Here is a 16,081-nt window from a genome sequence, read left to right as displayed (position 1 = left end):
TGACAGATGAAGAGATTCGAGCTCTGGCCGCGACCGCGAAGACCTACAGCCTGGCGCTCCTTCAGTGAGGGCCGGAGCGGATCATGGACGGCGCGCATGCAATCGAACTCGAACACCAGCGACGCATGGTGTCGCTGCGCGCTGAGGGGGTGATCGCGATCCTGTGCCCAGTCGCCTCCGACACCGTGGCGGGCGGCGCGATCATGATTGTAGAAGCCGCGGAGAGTCGAGGACATCGGCGGCTGGCTCCTCAACAATCCGTTGGCGGCCGATCCGCGGCCTCTTTGGGCGCCATCGGGGGCGCGGTGGGGATGGCCCCTGTTGCCGCGCGCTGGTTGCCTTCGAGTAGGTGTAACGGCACCATCGGATATCAGGCGTAGCACCTCGTACCCCCGTGGTCTCCTTCTACGTTGTTGACGCCGACCGGCCTTCTCCGCGCGGACGGTGTCTACGGTGTCCTTTCGCGTTCTTCAGCAGGTCGGCTGCTTCGGTGCGGCCGAGTTCATGGGCGATAGTCAGGGGCGTATGTGATCTGACCGGGTACCGCAGTTGGTTGGGATCCTCGATACGCGTATGGGGGTCGCCGCCTGCTTCCACGAGGAGCCGCACGGCTTCGAGCGCGTCAGGGCCGACGCAGGTGACCGCGTCGTGGAGTGGGGTGCGGCCGTGCTCGTCGGTCGCATTGGGGTCGGCGCCTGCGGCGAGGAGGGCCTCGATGACGTCGGGCGCGATGTCGGGCCCGGACATGACGCGGAGGTAGGGGGCAAGAGCCAGGTGCAGGGGCGTAGTACCGGCGTTCAGCTCCCCGAAGTCGGGGCAGTGCCGTTGCGGGTGGCGGTATGTCCAGGGAATCCGGCAGGTCTCGTGGAGTGCCGCGCCTGGGGCGGCGCCGGCTTCAGCCAGAGCGTGCACGACGTCGGCGGAACGGCCGATGACGGCGAGGTGCATGGGGGTGAGCCCCGAGTCGTTCAGCGGGCCGAGGGCGGGTGTGCCGATAAGGGCCTCCCGGACGGCCGTGAGGTCTCCGAGCGCGCAGGCTCGCGGGAAGAGGTCCTCTGGGGACGGCGGTGGGACGGCCGTCAGGTCAGCGAGCATCGTCGACAGCGGATTCGGCTCGGGGAATTCCTCCTCGCCGTCGTCGTACCAGTCGTGGTCGATGACGTAGACCGGTGGGTCTCCCGTTCCGGCGTCGTTGAGATCCACCAGCCAGTAGAACTGGGTGCTGGTCATGCCTACGAAGAGCCACGCCCGCCCCCATGGTCCGTCCTCTTCGTCGACTTCGAGCAGCATCGGGAACTCGACCGGGCCGCTGTCGTCCTCGTCGAGCAGGACGTGGGCCTCGGGCCAGCCGATCGACAGCAAGGCTTGGACCTCGGCAGGGAGCCGCCGTTCGCCGACTGGCGTCGCGACGGTCCACCCGTCGCGGGGCGCGAAGTCGTCCGGCACCGCGCCTCGCAGTCGGCCCAGTTGACGCAGTACCTCGGGATGCAGCCCTCCGGGCGGACACCCCGCTGATGCGGCGGCGGCGGAACGCTGGGGTGTCGTGTCGTTCAAGGGCGCCTTCCTTCCAGGGTTGGCCCAGGCATTTTGCGGTCCCGGACCGGGAACACATGCCTGAATTGGAACGCGGCGGCACGAGGCCCTTTCTCGGCGGCGGGTGCCGCCAGGGGCCTGAACGCCCGCTCAGAACTGTCTGAATGCCTCGGTGATGGTGAACCTCACAGTGGAGCCAGGAGCATGAGCACCTCGTCGCGATCGCCGTGGTCGAAGCGGAGCGCATCCGGCCAGCGGCCGATCTCCTGCCAACCGAGCCGGTCGTAGAAGTCTTCGAGTCCTTCTCCGCCTCGCGCTTCGAGTCGGAGTTGTTCGAGGCCCAGTTCGTCACGAGCAACTTCACGAACACGGTGCATCAAAGCGGCGCCGATACCGCGGCCGCGGAAGTCGGGGTGGGTCTGAACCCGTTTGACCATGCCCCAGTGCGGGACGAGCCGGTCCCGGTATCGGCTCAGGCTCAGCCATCCAGCGAGGACACCGTCGAGTTTGGCGAGCAGGAGCCGGTTGTATTCGGGGTCAAGGTCTGCGATGAGCTGATCTGCGACAGGTCGCACGTCATCGATGCAGACCGGAGGAAACGCGAAGCCGACGGCTCCGCCGTTGTTCGCAACGGTCATCCAGCAGTTGACCAGTTCGCGAGTCACCTCGGGTGTCATGTCTTCCGGACGCTTGGCCTGAACGATCTCGACCAGGTCGCGTTCGATGCGGGTCGGCAGGGTCACGGGCTCCGTTTCCTCTACTGGGTGATGGGCTCGGTTCGTCCTGGTGGGGGCAGATTCACCGCTACGTCACGGCTTCACTCCTGTTCTGCTGGGTGCACAGAAGATCGAGTCGAGAGAATGCGCTGCCAGTAAGTGGAGAGGAATTGCCGGGCGATCTCCCGGTCCAATTTCAAGCTCGCGTGCTGGTCATGCCAGAGGCCCGTGAAGCCTCGTTGAAGGTCGTACGCGAATGTTCCCTGCTTGAGATTGAGCTCGACGGTCTTGTTGGGGAACGGGCCGAGCCACCCAGGCTTTCCGGCCAGATCCGCTTCGTTCCAGCGTGGCCCCAGAACGGGCCCGAGCGCCGCTATTGTTCTCTGTCTGTCGGGGGCCAATAGCGGCCGGTCGTTCACTACCGACATGTTTCCCTTGATGATGACGTTGTAGAGCATTTGAACGGTCTCGTCGAGAGTGGTACGCGACCACCCCTCGCCGACGCTCGTACGTTCGCCGCTACCGCCTTTCATACCGTCGGTTATCTTCATCGTACGGCCCTTGGCCATGTCGAACTCGCGGTCGAACTGGCCAACCCGTTTCTGGAAGAAGAAGGGATTCCTTCCGTCCTCGGCAAACTTTGCGAGCGCGAAGATGGCGTTCGCAGGAGTAGTGATCAGGACAATCCCGGTGGCCCACTTGACGTCATGCCACCGCTTGGCCGGGCTCTGCTTCCATTCTCTGCCCCTCAGGCTCGCATAGGGTGGGGCAGGCCAGGACCGAGCGGCGATACCCGCGCCGGTGCTGAGTGCGGCCATGCCGAAGCCCATTTCAGCGGCGTGCTTCCAATCCCAGCCGGCGCCGCTGGCCCATCCCGTGGTTGCCAGCACGGTTGAGCTCACCGCTCCGCCGACCATGATCCGGGAGAATGCCCGCTCCCATGTGGCCGACTCCATGGCCTCGGCCAGGCCGGTGAGCGCGGGTCCGCCTCGGCGCAGCAACGCGGGCAGCGCGCCGTGCGCACCGGCCATCAACCCGCCGGCGAGCGCTCCGTGCAACATATCCCGAACCAGCTTCCCGACATCGATGGTGCCGGTGGCGAACAACTGGTTGATCGCGCCCAGCCCGCCGGAGAACATCGCACCCAACGCTGCCTGACGGATGATCAGCAAAGTGATCCGCAGTACCTGGCCCTCTGTCCGGAGCAGCTTTTTCACCACGGCGTCGAGAAGCGGGCCAAGTCGGGGGGCCAGTAGCTTTGCGATGAGCATCAGTGCCACCACGAACGCCGCGGATGCCAGGAATCGCCATCTGGCCTCCACGATCGCGTCGTAGCCGATCTGGCCGCTGTCGGCGAGATGCGCGCACCGCCGCCGCAGGTCCGCCAGTTGCCCATTCTCGCCGTGCACCACCCGCGTGGTACGTCCGAATACAGCCGTGGCCAGCCCGGACCCGGCCCCGGTCACCCGCCCGGCCTGTCCGGCGACCTGCTCCCGGACGTCAGCGACCACGCGTCCCACCGTCGTCGCGGCATCCCGCAGCCGCGCCACACCGTCGAGATCACCATCCGGCCACGCGGACCCGACTCCCACAGATTCGAGGAACCAGATCGCCTGGCTCACGAAGTCAGGCGCTGGTGTGGTCGTCGGCAGACCGCTCGGGCTCAGCCTGGGCTGGTACACATCCGGATCCGTCAGCCATCCCGGGTACCCCTGCGCGTACGGGATCTCGGCGGTCGCCTCCGCGGCCTCGGCGTACCTGCCCCCGGCGATCATCCTGGCGTTCAAGTCCTCGGTCGCGGCATATCCGCACCCGGCGACGACCATCCCGGCCGCCATCGCGCGTAGCAGGTTCACCGCTCCGACCAGGTCTTTCAGCAGGTCGTCACGTAGTCGGGCGAACCCCGGCAGGCCCGCCTCGGGATCGCCCTCGAACAGCGCCCGGCCTAGATCGTCCTGACCGAAGGGGCGCTCATCCACCGCCCGGCAGAACTCGTCCACGCCCTCGGCCAGATCATCAGCGGCCTTCCGGACGCCTTTCCCCGCGCTGATCCAGCTCTCCGGGTCGAATACCAGTGTCCCCGCATGGGCCAGATCGTCGGCGGCGATGTTCCTGATCTTCATGATCTACAGCAACCGCTCGCAATCACTAACGGAGCATCTACGCCGACGCACGGCGGGGCCGCCTTCACTGTCGGCCGGCAAGGCTCGATGCAGTGGTGGTTGATGCGCGTTCGGCAACGTAGCACCCCCGCCGATGGCGAGCGTCTTGGGGACCAGACGAAGCCGCGAAATACGCCATTTATATAGCCAGTAAGATCACGAGTCAATGCCCACTGGTCCGTTCGCTACGTAGCCGTAGTCCTCACCCATATGACCGCCCCGACTGCCGGAAGTGCGGCCACACCGCCGACCTCGCGAGACGACGAGGCCGCATGCGCGGTGTGGAGACGGTTCCCCAGCCTGTCCCGCGTTCTTGCCAGGCTGCTGCGTCTGAGCATCGCCGAGCGATGCGCGCTGGGCGAGTGTAAACAGAAGTTCAGGGGTCTCTCGGGTTCTGCTTGTTGTGGGTCTCGATGAGCTTGGGCATCAGGAACTGGGCGGGGTAGAACCGATGCTCGGTGAGCGTCACTCAGGGCGGTGCGGTTTGCCCGGTCAGGCAGTGCTGCACGAGCGGTCCGAACCGGCTGACCAGTTCGTCGACGGACGATGACGCGATCGGTTCGATCCGTACGATGTAGCGCGCCACGGTGAGGCCCAAGAGTTGGACGTTGACCATGCCGGCCCGGAATGCGGCGTCAGGTGTGCCGAGCAGTGTCGCCACCCGGCTGGTGATTTCCCGGTCGATGTATTCGCGAATCAGTGTGTCGGACTGGTCGTTGGACTGGGCCGACCGGGTGAGCATCGCGAGCGGGGTGCGGCCTGATGCGTCGATGGTCTCCACGAGGGTCCGGATGATGCGCTCACCGATGCCGTGGATGCCGTCGGCGAAGATCGATTCGATGGCCGGCGGGAGCTGGGCGGACATCTCGACAGCGGCGGCGAACAGGCCCTGTTTGTTGCCGAAGAAGTAGAACACCATCGCTGAATCGACCCCCGCGGCGGCGGCGACCGCGCGCACTGTGGTGCCGCCGTAGCCGTGCTCGCGGAACAGTGCGCGTGCCGCGTCCAAGATCCGCTGCTTGCTCTCCGCGCCCGTTCGCCAGCGCCCGGGGCGAGCGGGGGAACTGTGTTCTGTCATGACCGGACCAGTCTATCGGGAGTTTCTTCATCATAGGTGGACTTTCGTGTCACGTCCCTCTAGCTTGAACTTCATCAGCGATGAAGAAAGGGGTCGCGATGAAGGTGATCGTGGTTGGCGCAGGTCTGGGTGGGTTGACCCTGGCACAGGGCTTACGTCGGGCGGGGATCGATGTCGTCGTGTACGAGCGAGACGGCGCGCGGGGACGTGCGCAGGGTGTCAGCCTGCATGTCGACGACCGAGGCGCCAATGCGCTGCGAGCGTGCCTGCCTTCGGCGCACGCCGCGATGGTTGAGGCCACGATGGGTGGGCCGCGCGAGCAGACGCTGACGTTATCCGAAGTGGATGGAGAGCTCACCATCGCGGGCGCTCAGCCGTCCGACGGCGTGGCGGGCCGGCCGCGGCCTGGGCGACAGGTTCATCGTCCGTTGCTGCGTGCGGTGCTGCTGACGGGGCTGGAGGACGTGGTTCGATTCGGGGCGGAGTTCACGCGGTTCGAGCAGGGAGCCGACGGCACGGTCCAGGTGTGGTTCGCCGACGGCCGCACGGACACGGCTGACGTGCTGGTCGGCGCGGACGGGATCGGTTCGGCGGTCCGCCGTCAGTACCTGCCGCACGCGCGGGTGGTCGATACGGGACGGCGCATGCTCATGGGCGCGACCGCGCTGCGGGCGATTGCCGATACCGGGCTGCCCGAGCTGATCGGCCACAGCCCCGCCAGTGTGCGGGTGGACGGCACGATGATGGTGCTGGGCGCGCTGCGGTTCACCGAGTCGCCGGTGGCCGCGCGGCAGCGGTGGCTGCCTGCCCTGTCCCTCAGTGCGGACGCCCCGGTCGAGGACTTCGCGATGTGGGCTTTACCGATCACGCGGGAGCAGCTGGGCTCGGCCGGGCCGCCGGCTGCGATGTGGCGCCAGGCCAAGGAGTTGGTCGTGAACCTGCCCTCGGCCCTGCGGTTGGTCGTCGCCGAGGCGTGGCCGGACATCACGGTCGCACTGCGCGGCGGGACGATCCCGCCGATACCCGCCTGGCCCGCCGGCCCGGTGACGGTCATCGGTGACGCCATCCACCTGGCCCCGGGCTTCGGCGGCAACTTGGCGATGCAGGATGCGCACCGCCTCTGCGAGGCCCTGGTCGAGGCGTATCGCGGCCGGCTTGACCTGATCGACGCGATCGAGGCGTACGAAGACACGATGCGCCGGGACAGCTTCTCCGCGCCTGCCGCGGCGAAGGCGGGCACATGAGTCTCAATGCCATGACCCAGAAGTCGTTGTCCCTGTTCGCCGCAGTGGGTGGTTGGCGCACGGTCGCCGAGGGATCCGCGTCCCGGGTGCTGTTCCTGATCGCCTACCTGGTGACCGATCAGGTGTCGACCTCCGCGCTGGTGGCGGTCGGTGGCGTGGTGGTGTTCGCCGTGGCCCGAGTATTCACCGACAGAAAGTACTGGCAGTCGGCGGTCGGGCTGGTTGTCGTGGGGGCCTCCGCGTCGCTGGCCGGGAGTACCGGACACGCGGTCGACTTCTACCTTCCGACCGTGCTCTGGCAGGCGGCTGGGGGTGCGGTGTTCCTGGTATCCATTCTCGTGCGGTGGCCCGTGATCGGGTTGGCGGTGGGGGCGGCACGGGGTGAACGGTTCGGCTGGCGGCGAGACCCTGCACGGCGACGGCGTTATCAAGTGTGTACGGCGGTCTTCCTGGCGAGGTACGTGATTGCCACAATGGTGCTGGTACCTCTGTACCTGGCCGGGAACGTGATTCCGCTCGGCATCGCCGCCACACTGCTGGGTGGTGCGCCCGCAATGGGCGTCTGCATCTATCTGTGCTGGCGGATCCTGCGCGCCCAAGCGGACCCGACAAACCCGGCCATGGCTGTCATTCAGCCTCGCGGGTGAAGGTGTGGCGCCCTGTGTCGAATCCGGCGGCCTGATGTCGGATGGTAGGCGGGGGAGACGACCCCGGTCCTGACTCCGCGCGCACCGGAGCGTCGCCCTCGGAGCCGGCCGCTACAGGTGCCTGTCGAGTAGGATGCGCCCGTTCTTGGTAAGCCGGACGTCGATGCTCCTGATTTGCTTCATGGTCAGCCCGGTCGTGCCGACGGGCATGGTCGTGGTGCCGGGCGACGCCATCCAGGTGGCCAGCTTGGTACTGCTGCCCAGAAGGTCGGTGACGTACATGGCGTACTCGAACGTCTTGGGCGGGGCCGGGTCGGCGGGCACGGCGTAACGGCAGGTCAACTCCACTCGAGTGCCCCAAGGTTCCTGAATGACGCGCACCTCGGCGGTGACAGGGCTGGGAATCGTCTGCAGCATCGGCAGGGCGGCCTCCTGCCGCTCGGGCGGGAGTGGGGACGCCTGCATCGGCAGGGTGGCCTCTTGCCGCTCGGGCAGGAGCTGGGACGCCATCACCCCGGCAAGGGCCGCCGCGATGGCGACCGCGGCGGTACGTATCCGGCCCAACCGCCGGGCCCGCCGGCTGGAGTGCATCAGCTCGGGGAGCAGACTCGCCGGCACCTCGGCAAGCGGGGGGTCGGCGTGCGGCGGGCGGAGGGCGCGGTCCGCCGGGACGGTCGAGAGGATGCCGGGTAGGCCGGCGAGCGAGGCGACCGCCTGCGAGCAGGCGGCGCATCCGCTCAAGTGCTCTTCGTACTCGAGTCGTTCGCGGGGTGACAGGGCTCCGATGACGTACGCCGCGTCCCATTCCGCGTACGGATCCGTTGAGGACATCAATGAGTGGTAACCCCCCTTTCCTGCAGCGCGAGTCGCAGGGCCCTGAGAGCGTAGTGCAGCCTCGACTTCACCGTGCCGGGCGGCAGGTCGAGCTCGTCGGCGAGTTCGGCGACGGATTCGCCGCCATAATAGGTGCGCACGATGACGGTTCTGTGGTTCTCCGACAGTTGCGCGAGAGCGTCGGTGACCAGCCAGGCGTCGAGTGTGGCGTCTATCTGGTCGGCGCTGGACGTTTCGGGGAGCCGGTCGGTGCCGACCTCCCGGCGTACCCGAGCGCTGCGGCTGTGGTCGATCACCACGTTCCTGGCCACGGTGTACAGCCAGGCGCGCGACGCCGTCTCACCCTTGTGGAAGACCTCCGGGCTCTTCCACGCTCGTAGCAGCGTTTCCTGGACGACGTCATGGGCGAACTGGTTGTCGCCGGTCAAGCGGACAACGAAGCGCCACAGCGCGGGCGCGTGCTCGTCGTACAGTGCCCGCAGGAGTGCCGCATGCGCATCGGTCATGTCCACACCCATGTGAGAAGGGGGTTACTTTCCCGGGAAAACGGGCCTTCGCTTGCTCAGGAAGGCTTGCGTGCCCTCGCGCATGTCCTCACTGGTGAACGTGCGGCGGAAAGCGTGCGCCTCGATGTCGAGCGCGGCGTCGATCTCCCGGCCGCGCGAGTCGTTGACGGCCTCCTTGCACAACGCCACGGCGATCGGCGAGTTCGCTGAGACCAGCGCCAACGACTGGTACGCCGCCTCCAGCATCTCCTCCCTGGTCACGAACACCCGGTTGACCAGGCCGATCCGCAGGGCCTCCCCGGCATCGACGTTGCGGCCCGTGTAGATCATCTCCCGGGCCCGGCCGGGGGCGACGTGACGTTGCAGCCGCACGCATCCGCCGAAGGCGGGGATCAGCCCGAGCCGTACCTCTGGCTGGCCGAATACGGCGTCCGCCGTCGCGTAGATGTAGTCGCAGGCCATGGCCAGCTCACACCCGCCGCCGAGCGCGTACCCATTCACGCAAGCGATCACCGGGAACGGCGCCGCCTCGATCAGCCGGGTGACCTCCTGGCCCAGCCTGCCGAATTCCTCGCCCTCCTCCGGCGTCATCGCCGCCATCTCCCGGATGTCGGCACCGGCGACGAAGGCGCGTTCTCCCGAACCGGTGAGGATCATCCCGCGGAAGCCGGTCAGGCCGGTGAGGAAGCGTCGCAGCTCGGTGAGGGTCTGCCGGGACAGGGCGTTGAGCACGCCGGGCCTGTCAATGGCGAGCGTCACGATCTCACCCTTGTCGTCGACCGTCAGTGTTCGAAAAGCCATGGATCGTCCTCCAGAGATCACGCGCTGTCAGGTCAGGAATCCCAGATCGCTCCGTACGTGGGGACACCTCGCATCTCAAGTTGTTCGACGAGGTGCCATGTGGTCTTCTTGTTGGAGATACAGATGATCGCCTCGGCGTCGAACTCCACATACACCCGGTAGGCCAGGGCCAGAAGGTCGGGCTTGCCTTTGGCATCGGTGTCCCAGACGACCGCGTCCGGCTGTACGGCGAGGATCTCCTCCACCAGTTCGTCGCCGTATGTCGTGCGGGGGCGCCGTGTCGACCAGACCAGCCGCGACGGCGTGTCGCGCGACAGGAGGTGCGGCAGGCACGGGCCGATGCCGCTGCCCGTGGCCACCCAGACGACGCGCGCGAACAGCTTGTCGATGTTGCCGACGCCGGCCGTCGGTATGCCCTTGACCCACAGGTGAGAGGGACCGTCGTCGATCAGCGACCCCGTCCAGTCGCCGGCCCGCGAGACGGTGAGCCGGAAGCCGTTCCTGCCGGGGGCGGGCACATTGGCGAAGGAGTGCCACTCGATCAGCGGGTTACGGCTCACGGTGGTCGACGAGCCCGCGAACGGCGTGACTCCGTAGTCGAACCCGAGCAGGGCCACGTGCGACGACGGCCTGGAGATCCGGACAGGCACGCGCCGCAGGCGCAGCCACGGCAGCGCGACGCTGAGGGTGATGGCCGTGAGCGCCCAGAACGTCGCCTGGTGGGCCGCGGTCAGCAGCGCATGCGCCCAGAACAGGGCGAGTGCCGTCCAGCCGCCGAACCGATGCACGACCTCGAACACGTTGTGGAGCCGCGCCCGCAGCGAGGGCAGCGCGAAGACCACCATCGTGAGCAGCAGCGCCAGGATCGCGTACGTGAGCGTGAACAGCCCCGCGGAGACCTCGGCGGGGCGCACGGTCATCACCCCGGTGAGGAAGGCGAACCACAAGGTGGCCGCGACCGTCCCGCCCACGTGTAGTCCACCGAAATGGTAGACCTTGCCCAGAATGCGGCGGATGGCCAGCGGCCAGCGGACGGGGGCATCGGTGGCCACGTGAAAGAGCAGGTTGATGACGTACTGCTGGCGGATCAGCACGGCCAGGGTGACATTGGCGACCACCAGGAGGGACAGGGTGCTCGGGTCGGCCCACCAGCCGGCGGTGATCGCGTGGACGAGAAACCCTGTGTTGACGGCCAACACGACGGCGGCGAGCCGGTTGTAGTGCATGTAGCGCCGGCCACTGCCGAGGATCCTGATCGCCGAGCGCGGCGGAGGCAGTTCGAGCGCATCCGACAAGGAGCGCACGACCGTCATGCGACCACGTCGATCAGCGGGTCGATCAGGTCGGGCAGGGCGTTTTTGTCGACCTTGCCGCGGTCGGTCATCGGCAGCTCGTCCACGGCCACGACGCGGGAGGGCACACAGTAATACGGCAGCGACTGCTCGACGGACTTCCTCGCCGCCTCGACGTCCACGCTCGCCGGGCTGACGAAGCCGATCAGCTCGCCCTCGCGCAGGACCGTGGTGGCGCGGGCGCAGTCCGCGGTCAGCTCCAGTGCGCCGGTGACCGCGTCCAGCTCGACCCGGAAGCCTCTGACTTTCACCTGGTCGTCGGTGCGGCCGTGGTGTTCCAGCTCACCGTCCGGTGTCCAGCGGCCCAGGTCGCGAGTGCGGAACATCATGTGCCCGCCGCCACGGAAGGGATCGGGCCGGTACCTCTGCATGGTCACGACGTCGTTTCCAAGATAGCCCGCGGTCACGCAAGCGCCGCCCGCCCACATCTCGCCGATCTCGCCGATCGGGCATGGCCTGCCATTCTGGTCGAGGATGTAGACCGTGGTGTTGGGCAGCGGTCTGCCGATGGTCAGGACGTGGCGCCGCGGATCGTAGCGCTGAATCGTGTTGACGATGGTGACCTCGGTGGGTCCGCACGCGTTGTGGAAGGCGCTGAAGCGAGACCAGGTGTCCGCCAGATGCCGGGGGCAGCGCTCGCCCGCGACCGCGACCACCTTGACGTTGCGGCACCGAGAGGCGTCGAGGGAGCTCAAGATTCCCGGCGTGGCGATGACGACGTCGACGTCGCGTACGGTCTCCTCGATGTCGTCGCCGCGGATGACGAGCGTGGCGCCGTGCGACAGGGCTCCAAGGATCTCCCAAACCGCCATGTCGAAGGCGATGTTGAGGATCTGGGCCACCCTGGTGCCAGGGCCGATTCCCAGGGAGCCCGGCTCGTTCAGCAGGATGTTGCACAGGTTGGCGTGGGTCACGTTGACACCGTTGGGATGGCCGGTCGTCCCAGAGGTGAAGATGACCACCGCCACGTCGCCCGACCCGCCCGGGACTCGCGAGGACCACTCGCCCGAGCGCGGGACCTCGTCCACCGCGATGACCTCGTGACGATCGCCGGCGGGGATCCTCGGCGCCGAATCAGAGGACGTCAGGATCACCTTGACGGAGGCCGTGTCGACAATGTGGCGCAGGTGGACGGCCGGGGTGATGCGGACATCCTGCGGCACGTAGGCCGCGCCGACCTTCAAGATCGCGAGGATGCCCACGACCATGGGGATCGACCGTGTCATGAACAGGCCGACGCGGTCGCCGGGACGCACGCCACGGTGGGCGAGCGACGCGGCGAGGCGGTCGGCGTGGCGGTCGAGTTCCAGGTAGGTCATGCTCTCGCCGAGATGAGTGACGGCGGTCGCGGTCGGCGCGGCCTTGGCGTGGGCCTCGAAGGCGTGGTGAATGCGGTCGAACGCCGGGGCGGCCTCCGGGCCGGCGCCGAAACTCTGGAACAGGATCCGATCCGCAGAAGGAAGATCGACGAGAGCCGAGCGATTCAGACGCAGTGCCACTGGAAGTCTCCCGCTGAGTCGACGTGAGCTTGCTGTCCGCGTTTGGCTGATCTTCGAAACGATGTAGCCGCCGACCCGGTTCAACGATGGGGTGAACTTTTCGCAATCGATTCGCCCTGGCTGCGACGGGGTCTCGGTAACCACCCCGGCACCTGCCGGGTGTCACACCGCAGTTGCTCGGCATTGGCGATGTGAATGCCGCAATGGAGCGCCTGGTTCGAGTAGTCGATTCCGGTGGCGTCGTCGGCTCCGATGGAGACGTCGCCGACGCGCTTTAAGGTGGCCGGCGGATGGAGTCCTACCGCGAGCTTGGTACGGCGCCGCTGCCATTTCTCCGAGAGTGTTGCGGAGCTGTTGGCGGATCCCCAGGTCAGCCCGGTGTTGTTCTCGGCGATCGCCGCGCTGACTGTTGAGATAAACGAGACGAGGGGCAAGGTCAGGGGTTCGATTCCTCTCGTCGGCTCTGCAAGCTAAAGGCCCCTGAACAGGCATTACGCTGTCAGGGGCCTTGTGCTTTTCGATCTTCAGTCGGTGTCTTCGGGAGCTGTTTGCTCAGGAGAGCAGTGGAGATGGCCTCCTTTGCCGCCTTCCAATACGTGGGTGGTCACTTCGGTGTCGCTGTGGCCGAAGATGTCGCGGACGACCTGGAGCGGGACGAGGTCGGTCCACTGGCAGGGCTCCGACAGATCAGCCCATCACCCTGCGCCGGTCACGCTCCGGATGGACGAGTACGGCGAAGCAGAGCCCGCCGAGCGCCACCAGCGCGCCGAAGACGAGGAACACCTCGGCGTAGCCGCGCTGCTGGGTGTCGGCTATGTCGAGCAGCCAGCCGGTGAAGATCGGGCTGGTGACCCCGGCGAGCGATCCCAGCGCGACCAGCGCGGAGAGTGCGCGCGCCCGCTTGGCGACCGGGGTGATCTCGGCGAGCGAGGGGTTGGCGATGACATTGACGGTGGTCGACAGGCCGTACCCCAGAGTGAGGACCACGATGGCGAGAACCGGCGAGCTCACCCAGTAGAGCAGCATCAACATCAGCCCGGACGCGATGAGGCAGCAGCCGCCGAAGACGCCGCGGGCGAGGCGTGAGGGCACGCCCTTGCGGAGCAGCATGTCGGTGATCGGCCCGACGCAGAGCAGCGAGACGATGGCCATCGCGCTCGGCACGGTGAACAGCGTGCCGGCGGTGGTGGTGGAGAAGCCGAGCCCCTCGTGGAAGTAGGACGGCAGCCAGGTGAAGATGACCGCGGCCAGCGCGCCCTGGGTGAAGACGGCGGCGAAGCTGCCGATGAAGGTCCCGCTCAGTACGATCCGCCACCAGGAGACGGCCGGTCCCGAGCCTCCCTCGGTGACCGATGCAGTCGAGGTGACCGATGTGACCTTCGTGGCCGAGGCCTTCGTGTCCCCGTACGGCCCGAGCCGACCCCACGCGAGCCAGAGCCCGCTCCATACCAGCGCGAGCAGTCCCACCGTCACGAACGCCGCATGCCAGCCGAACTGGGCGATGATCAGCGCGACCAGCGGGACGAGGGCGAACTTGCCGATGGACGTCCCGCAGGTGATCAGCGCGGCGGGCAGGCCGCGTCGCTCGTTCGGGAACCAGGAGTAGGCGGCGACGTGCGACAGCGGCTGCGCGGGTCCCTCAGCCGCGCCGACCGCGACCCGGCTGAGATAGAGCATCGCGCCGCTGACCGCGAAGATCGCGGGTATCTGCCCAAGCGCCCACATCACCCCGCAGGCCAGCAGGACCCACCGGACGGAGAACCGGTCGGCGACGTAGCCCGCGATCAGGCAGGTAACGCCGAAGAGCAGATAGGAGGCGCCGGAAATAGAGCCGAACTCGGCCTTGCTCAGCCCGAGTTCCCGCATCAGTGGTTGCGCGGTCAGCCCGAGCAGCGCCTTGTCGAGGAAGACGACGGCGTGGCTGGCGACCACTATGCCGAGTACGGTCCAGGCACGCCTGGCGGAGACGTGGGGGAGTGCGGTGCCGGCGCTGAAGGCGAGACCGGGGTCCTGTGCGGACATGTTGGGACTACTTCCAGTTGAGATGGGGTGAATCAGGGAGACGGTGCGAGTTGGGCGCCGCCGCACACGTGCAGCACCTCGCCGGTGATGAACGCGGCCCGGTCGGAGGCGAGGAAGGAGACGGCGTTGGCCACGTCGTCCGGGGAGGCGAGGCGGCCGAGCGGGGTCATCGCGCGATGTCTGTCGAGGAAGGCGTCGAACTCCGCCTCGCTCCGCCCCGCCCGGGTGAACGGCGTGACCACCATGCTCGGCGCGACGGCGTTGACGGTGACGTTCAGCGGGGCGAGTTCGAGGGCGAGCGACCTGGTGAGCCCTACGACGCCGGCCTTGGAGGCGGTGTAGGCGAGCGGCCCGCCGCTGAGCCAGGTGCGGGAGGCGATGTTGACCACGCGGCCGCCGCCGGCTTGCTTCCACAGTGGTACCGCGGCCTGGCAGAGCAGCGCGGGGGCCCACAGGTTGACCTTCATCACCGGGTCCCATCCGGCCTCGGTGAGCGAGGCGAGGTCGGCTCGGCGGTTGAGCGCCGCGTTGTTGACCACGTGATCGAGCCGGCCGAAGCCATCGGCGACCCGCTCGACGGCCGCGCGGACGGAGTCGGGGTCGGCCACGTCCGCTCGCAGGCCCACCACGGGACGGCCGGTCTCCCTGGCCAGCAGATCGGCCTGGCGCGCCACACGGTCGCCGTCGATGTCGACGAGCACCACGTCGGCGCCGTCCTTGGCCAGCCGCGCTCCGATCGCCGCGCCGAGCGCGCCGGCCCCTCCTGTGACGAGCGCCACGGATTGCGTGTTCACGAAATGGTTCCCTTTCTGCCGTGCCCGAGCAGGAACTCGGCGTTGAAGCGCAGCGCGTCGACGGGGGTCCGGTCGGTGCTGAAGTCCTCGACGGATATCCAGCCCTCGTATCCGGCGCGGTCCAGCTCGGCCAGGAGTGCGGAGACGTCGAGTACGCCGTCGTCCATCGGCGTCCAGCGAGGTGTCCACACGCCGCCGCCGGCCGGTCGGTCGAAGGCCGCGTTCTTGACGTGGACGTGGGCGAGATAGGGGCCCAGGATGTCAAGGGCCATGCGGTGATCCTCGTACCCTTCGAGCACGAGGTTCCCCGCGTCGTAGATCACGCCGATGTACGCGGGATCGAACCGCGACACGAGACGCTCGGTGAGCGAGGCGCTCGGGCAGATGGTCCGCTGGTGCTGCTCGATGAGCGCCATGACGCCATACCGCTCGGCGAGCTCCGCCACTCGGGAGAAGAACTCCACCGCGGCGGCGAACTGCGCGCCGTACCGGCTGCTCCCATCCCGCCAAGGCGCGCGCAGCCTGATCCACGGCACGTCCGCGCCGGCGGCCAGCCGCAGTGCGGCCTTGGCCCCTCCGACGTCGCCGTGGTCGATGTAGACACCGAGCCCGATGACCTTCAGGCCGGCCGCACGCGTCTCTCGCGCCACCGCGGCGACCGCCGCCGGGTCCGGGGGTACGGTGCATCGGTTCCCGCGGAAGAAGCCGGGCGCGTCCCCAGGAGCTGGGAGGTCGCCCACTCGCCACTCCACCCCGGCGTACCCGGCCGCGGCTGCTGCGGCGATGCCCTGCGCCGGGGTCAGATCCGGCAGGCATATCGAGTAGACGCCGAGCTTCATCTCACATCCCGTCTGGCTGGCGTACACGCGAGCGAAATGCTCCCGTAATGGGAA

Annotated in this window: 16 protein-coding genes; 3 read left to right on the top strand and 13 right to left on the bottom strand. The window is 67.7% G+C overall.

What is annotated here, in order from left to right; translation table 11 throughout:
• The first annotated feature begins 83 nt into the window (after positions 1-83).
• Positions 84-380: a hypothetical protein gene (locus ACQP2T_RS56070; protein ID WP_433512890.1), complete on the top strand. Its 297-nt coding sequence runs from the start codon at positions 84-86 to the stop codon at positions 378-380.
• 25 nt (positions 381-405) lie between these two features.
• Here the strand turns inward: ACQP2T_RS56070 and ACQP2T_RS56065 are convergent, their stop codons facing one another.
• The 4 genes from ACQP2T_RS56065 to ACQP2T_RS56050 form a co-directional block, all read right to left on the bottom strand.
• Positions 406-1,554 carry an ankyrin repeat domain-containing protein gene (locus ACQP2T_RS56065; RefSeq protein WP_433512889.1) on the bottom strand — a complete coding sequence of 383 codons (1,149 nt, stop codon included), beginning with the start codon at positions 1,552-1,554 and terminating at the stop codon, positions 406-408.
• A 164-nt stretch (positions 1,555-1,718) separates the two neighbouring features.
• Positions 1,719-2,276: an N-acetyltransferase family protein gene (locus ACQP2T_RS56060; RefSeq protein ID WP_433512888.1), complete on the bottom strand. Its 558-nt coding sequence runs from the start codon at positions 2,274-2,276 to the stop codon at positions 1,719-1,721.
• A 74-nt stretch (positions 2,277-2,350) separates the two neighbouring features.
• The gene (locus ACQP2T_RS56055) at positions 2,351-4,372 is read right to left on the bottom strand and encodes a sugar transferase (RefSeq protein WP_433512887.1); all 2,022 of its coding nucleotides are present in this window, start codon (positions 4,370-4,372) and stop codon (positions 2,351-2,353) included.
• Between the two features lie 508 nt (positions 4,373-4,880).
• On the bottom strand, positions 4,881-5,420 hold the full coding sequence (locus ACQP2T_RS56050; protein ID WP_433512886.1) for a TetR family transcriptional regulator: 540 nt from the start codon (positions 5,418-5,420) through the stop codon (positions 4,881-4,883).
• Between the two features lie 167 nt (positions 5,421-5,587).
• Here ACQP2T_RS56050 and ACQP2T_RS56045 point away from each other — a divergent pair, with 167 nt between their 5' ends.
• Together ACQP2T_RS56045 and ACQP2T_RS56040 are read left to right on the top strand one after the other, a co-directional pair.
• The gene (locus ACQP2T_RS56045) at positions 5,588-6,733 is read left to right on the top strand and encodes an FAD-dependent oxidoreductase (protein ID WP_433512885.1); all 1,146 of its coding nucleotides are present in this window, start codon (positions 5,588-5,590) and stop codon (positions 6,731-6,733) included.
• Positions 6,730-7,380, top strand: coding sequence for a DUF3159 domain-containing protein (locus tag ACQP2T_RS56040; RefSeq protein WP_433512884.1), 651 nt, complete (start codon positions 6,730-6,732; stop codon positions 7,378-7,380). The genes ACQP2T_RS56045 and ACQP2T_RS56040 overlap by 4 nt, the downstream gene beginning before the upstream one ends.
• 111 nt (positions 7,381-7,491) lie before the next feature.
• Here ACQP2T_RS56040 and ACQP2T_RS56035 read toward each other — a convergent pair whose 3' ends face one another.
• The 9 genes from ACQP2T_RS56035 to ACQP2T_RS55995 all read right to left on the bottom strand — a co-directional run bounded on the left by ACQP2T_RS56035 (position 7,492) and on the right by ACQP2T_RS55995 (position 16,027).
• The gene (locus ACQP2T_RS56035; protein WP_433512883.1) at positions 7,492-8,211 is read right to left on the bottom strand and encodes an anti-sigma factor family protein; all 720 of its coding nucleotides are present in this window, start codon (positions 8,209-8,211) and stop codon (positions 7,492-7,494) included.
• Complete coding sequence (locus ACQP2T_RS56030; RefSeq protein WP_358026731.1) at positions 8,211-8,720, bottom strand: sigma-70 family RNA polymerase sigma factor; 510 nt, start codon at positions 8,718-8,720, stop codon at positions 8,211-8,213. Before ACQP2T_RS56030 ends, ACQP2T_RS56035 begins: the two co-directional genes overlap by 1 nt.
• Before the next feature lie 24 nt (positions 8,721-8,744).
• Positions 8,745-9,521 carry an enoyl-CoA hydratase-related protein gene (locus tag ACQP2T_RS56025; protein WP_433512882.1) on the bottom strand — a complete coding sequence of 259 codons (777 nt, stop codon included), beginning with the start codon at positions 9,519-9,521 and terminating at the stop codon, positions 8,745-8,747.
• 32 nt (positions 9,522-9,553) lie between these two features.
• Positions 9,554-10,834, bottom strand: coding sequence for a hypothetical protein (locus tag ACQP2T_RS56020; RefSeq protein WP_433512881.1), 1,281 nt, complete (start codon positions 10,832-10,834; stop codon positions 9,554-9,556).
• Positions 10,831-12,372, bottom strand: a complete 1,542-nt coding sequence (locus ACQP2T_RS56015) for an amino acid adenylation domain-containing protein (RefSeq protein WP_433512880.1) — start codon at positions 12,370-12,372, stop codon at positions 10,831-10,833. The genes ACQP2T_RS56020 and ACQP2T_RS56015 overlap by 4 nt, the downstream gene beginning before the upstream one ends.
• Before the next feature lie 80 nt (positions 12,373-12,452).
• Complete coding sequence (locus tag ACQP2T_RS56010; RefSeq protein ID WP_433512879.1) at positions 12,453-12,806, bottom strand: hypothetical protein; 354 nt, start codon at positions 12,804-12,806, stop codon at positions 12,453-12,455.
• A 253-nt stretch (positions 12,807-13,059) separates the two neighbouring features.
• Entirely contained in the window at positions 13,060-14,394 is a 1,335-nt protein-coding gene (locus ACQP2T_RS56005; RefSeq protein ID WP_433512878.1) for an MFS transporter, read from the bottom strand.
• A gap of 32 nt (positions 14,395-14,426) precedes the next feature.
• A complete protein-coding gene (locus ACQP2T_RS56000; protein WP_433512877.1) occupies positions 14,427-15,188 on the bottom strand; it encodes an SDR family NAD(P)-dependent oxidoreductase in 762 nt (253 codons plus the stop codon).
• On the bottom strand, positions 15,185-16,027 hold the full coding sequence (locus ACQP2T_RS55995; protein WP_433512876.1) for a sugar phosphate isomerase/epimerase family protein: 843 nt from the start codon (positions 16,025-16,027) through the stop codon (positions 15,185-15,187). The genes ACQP2T_RS56000 and ACQP2T_RS55995 overlap by 4 nt, the downstream gene beginning before the upstream one ends.
• Positions 16,028-16,081 lie beyond the last annotated feature (54 nt).

The organism is Nonomuraea sp. CA-143628 (assembly GCF_050942315.1).
Taxonomy (GTDB): Bacteria; Actinomycetota; Actinomycetes; order Streptosporangiales; family Streptosporangiaceae; genus Nonomuraea.
The sequence above is the reverse complement of the archived record's forward strand: the minus strand, read 5'-3'. Positions and strand labels throughout refer to the sequence as shown.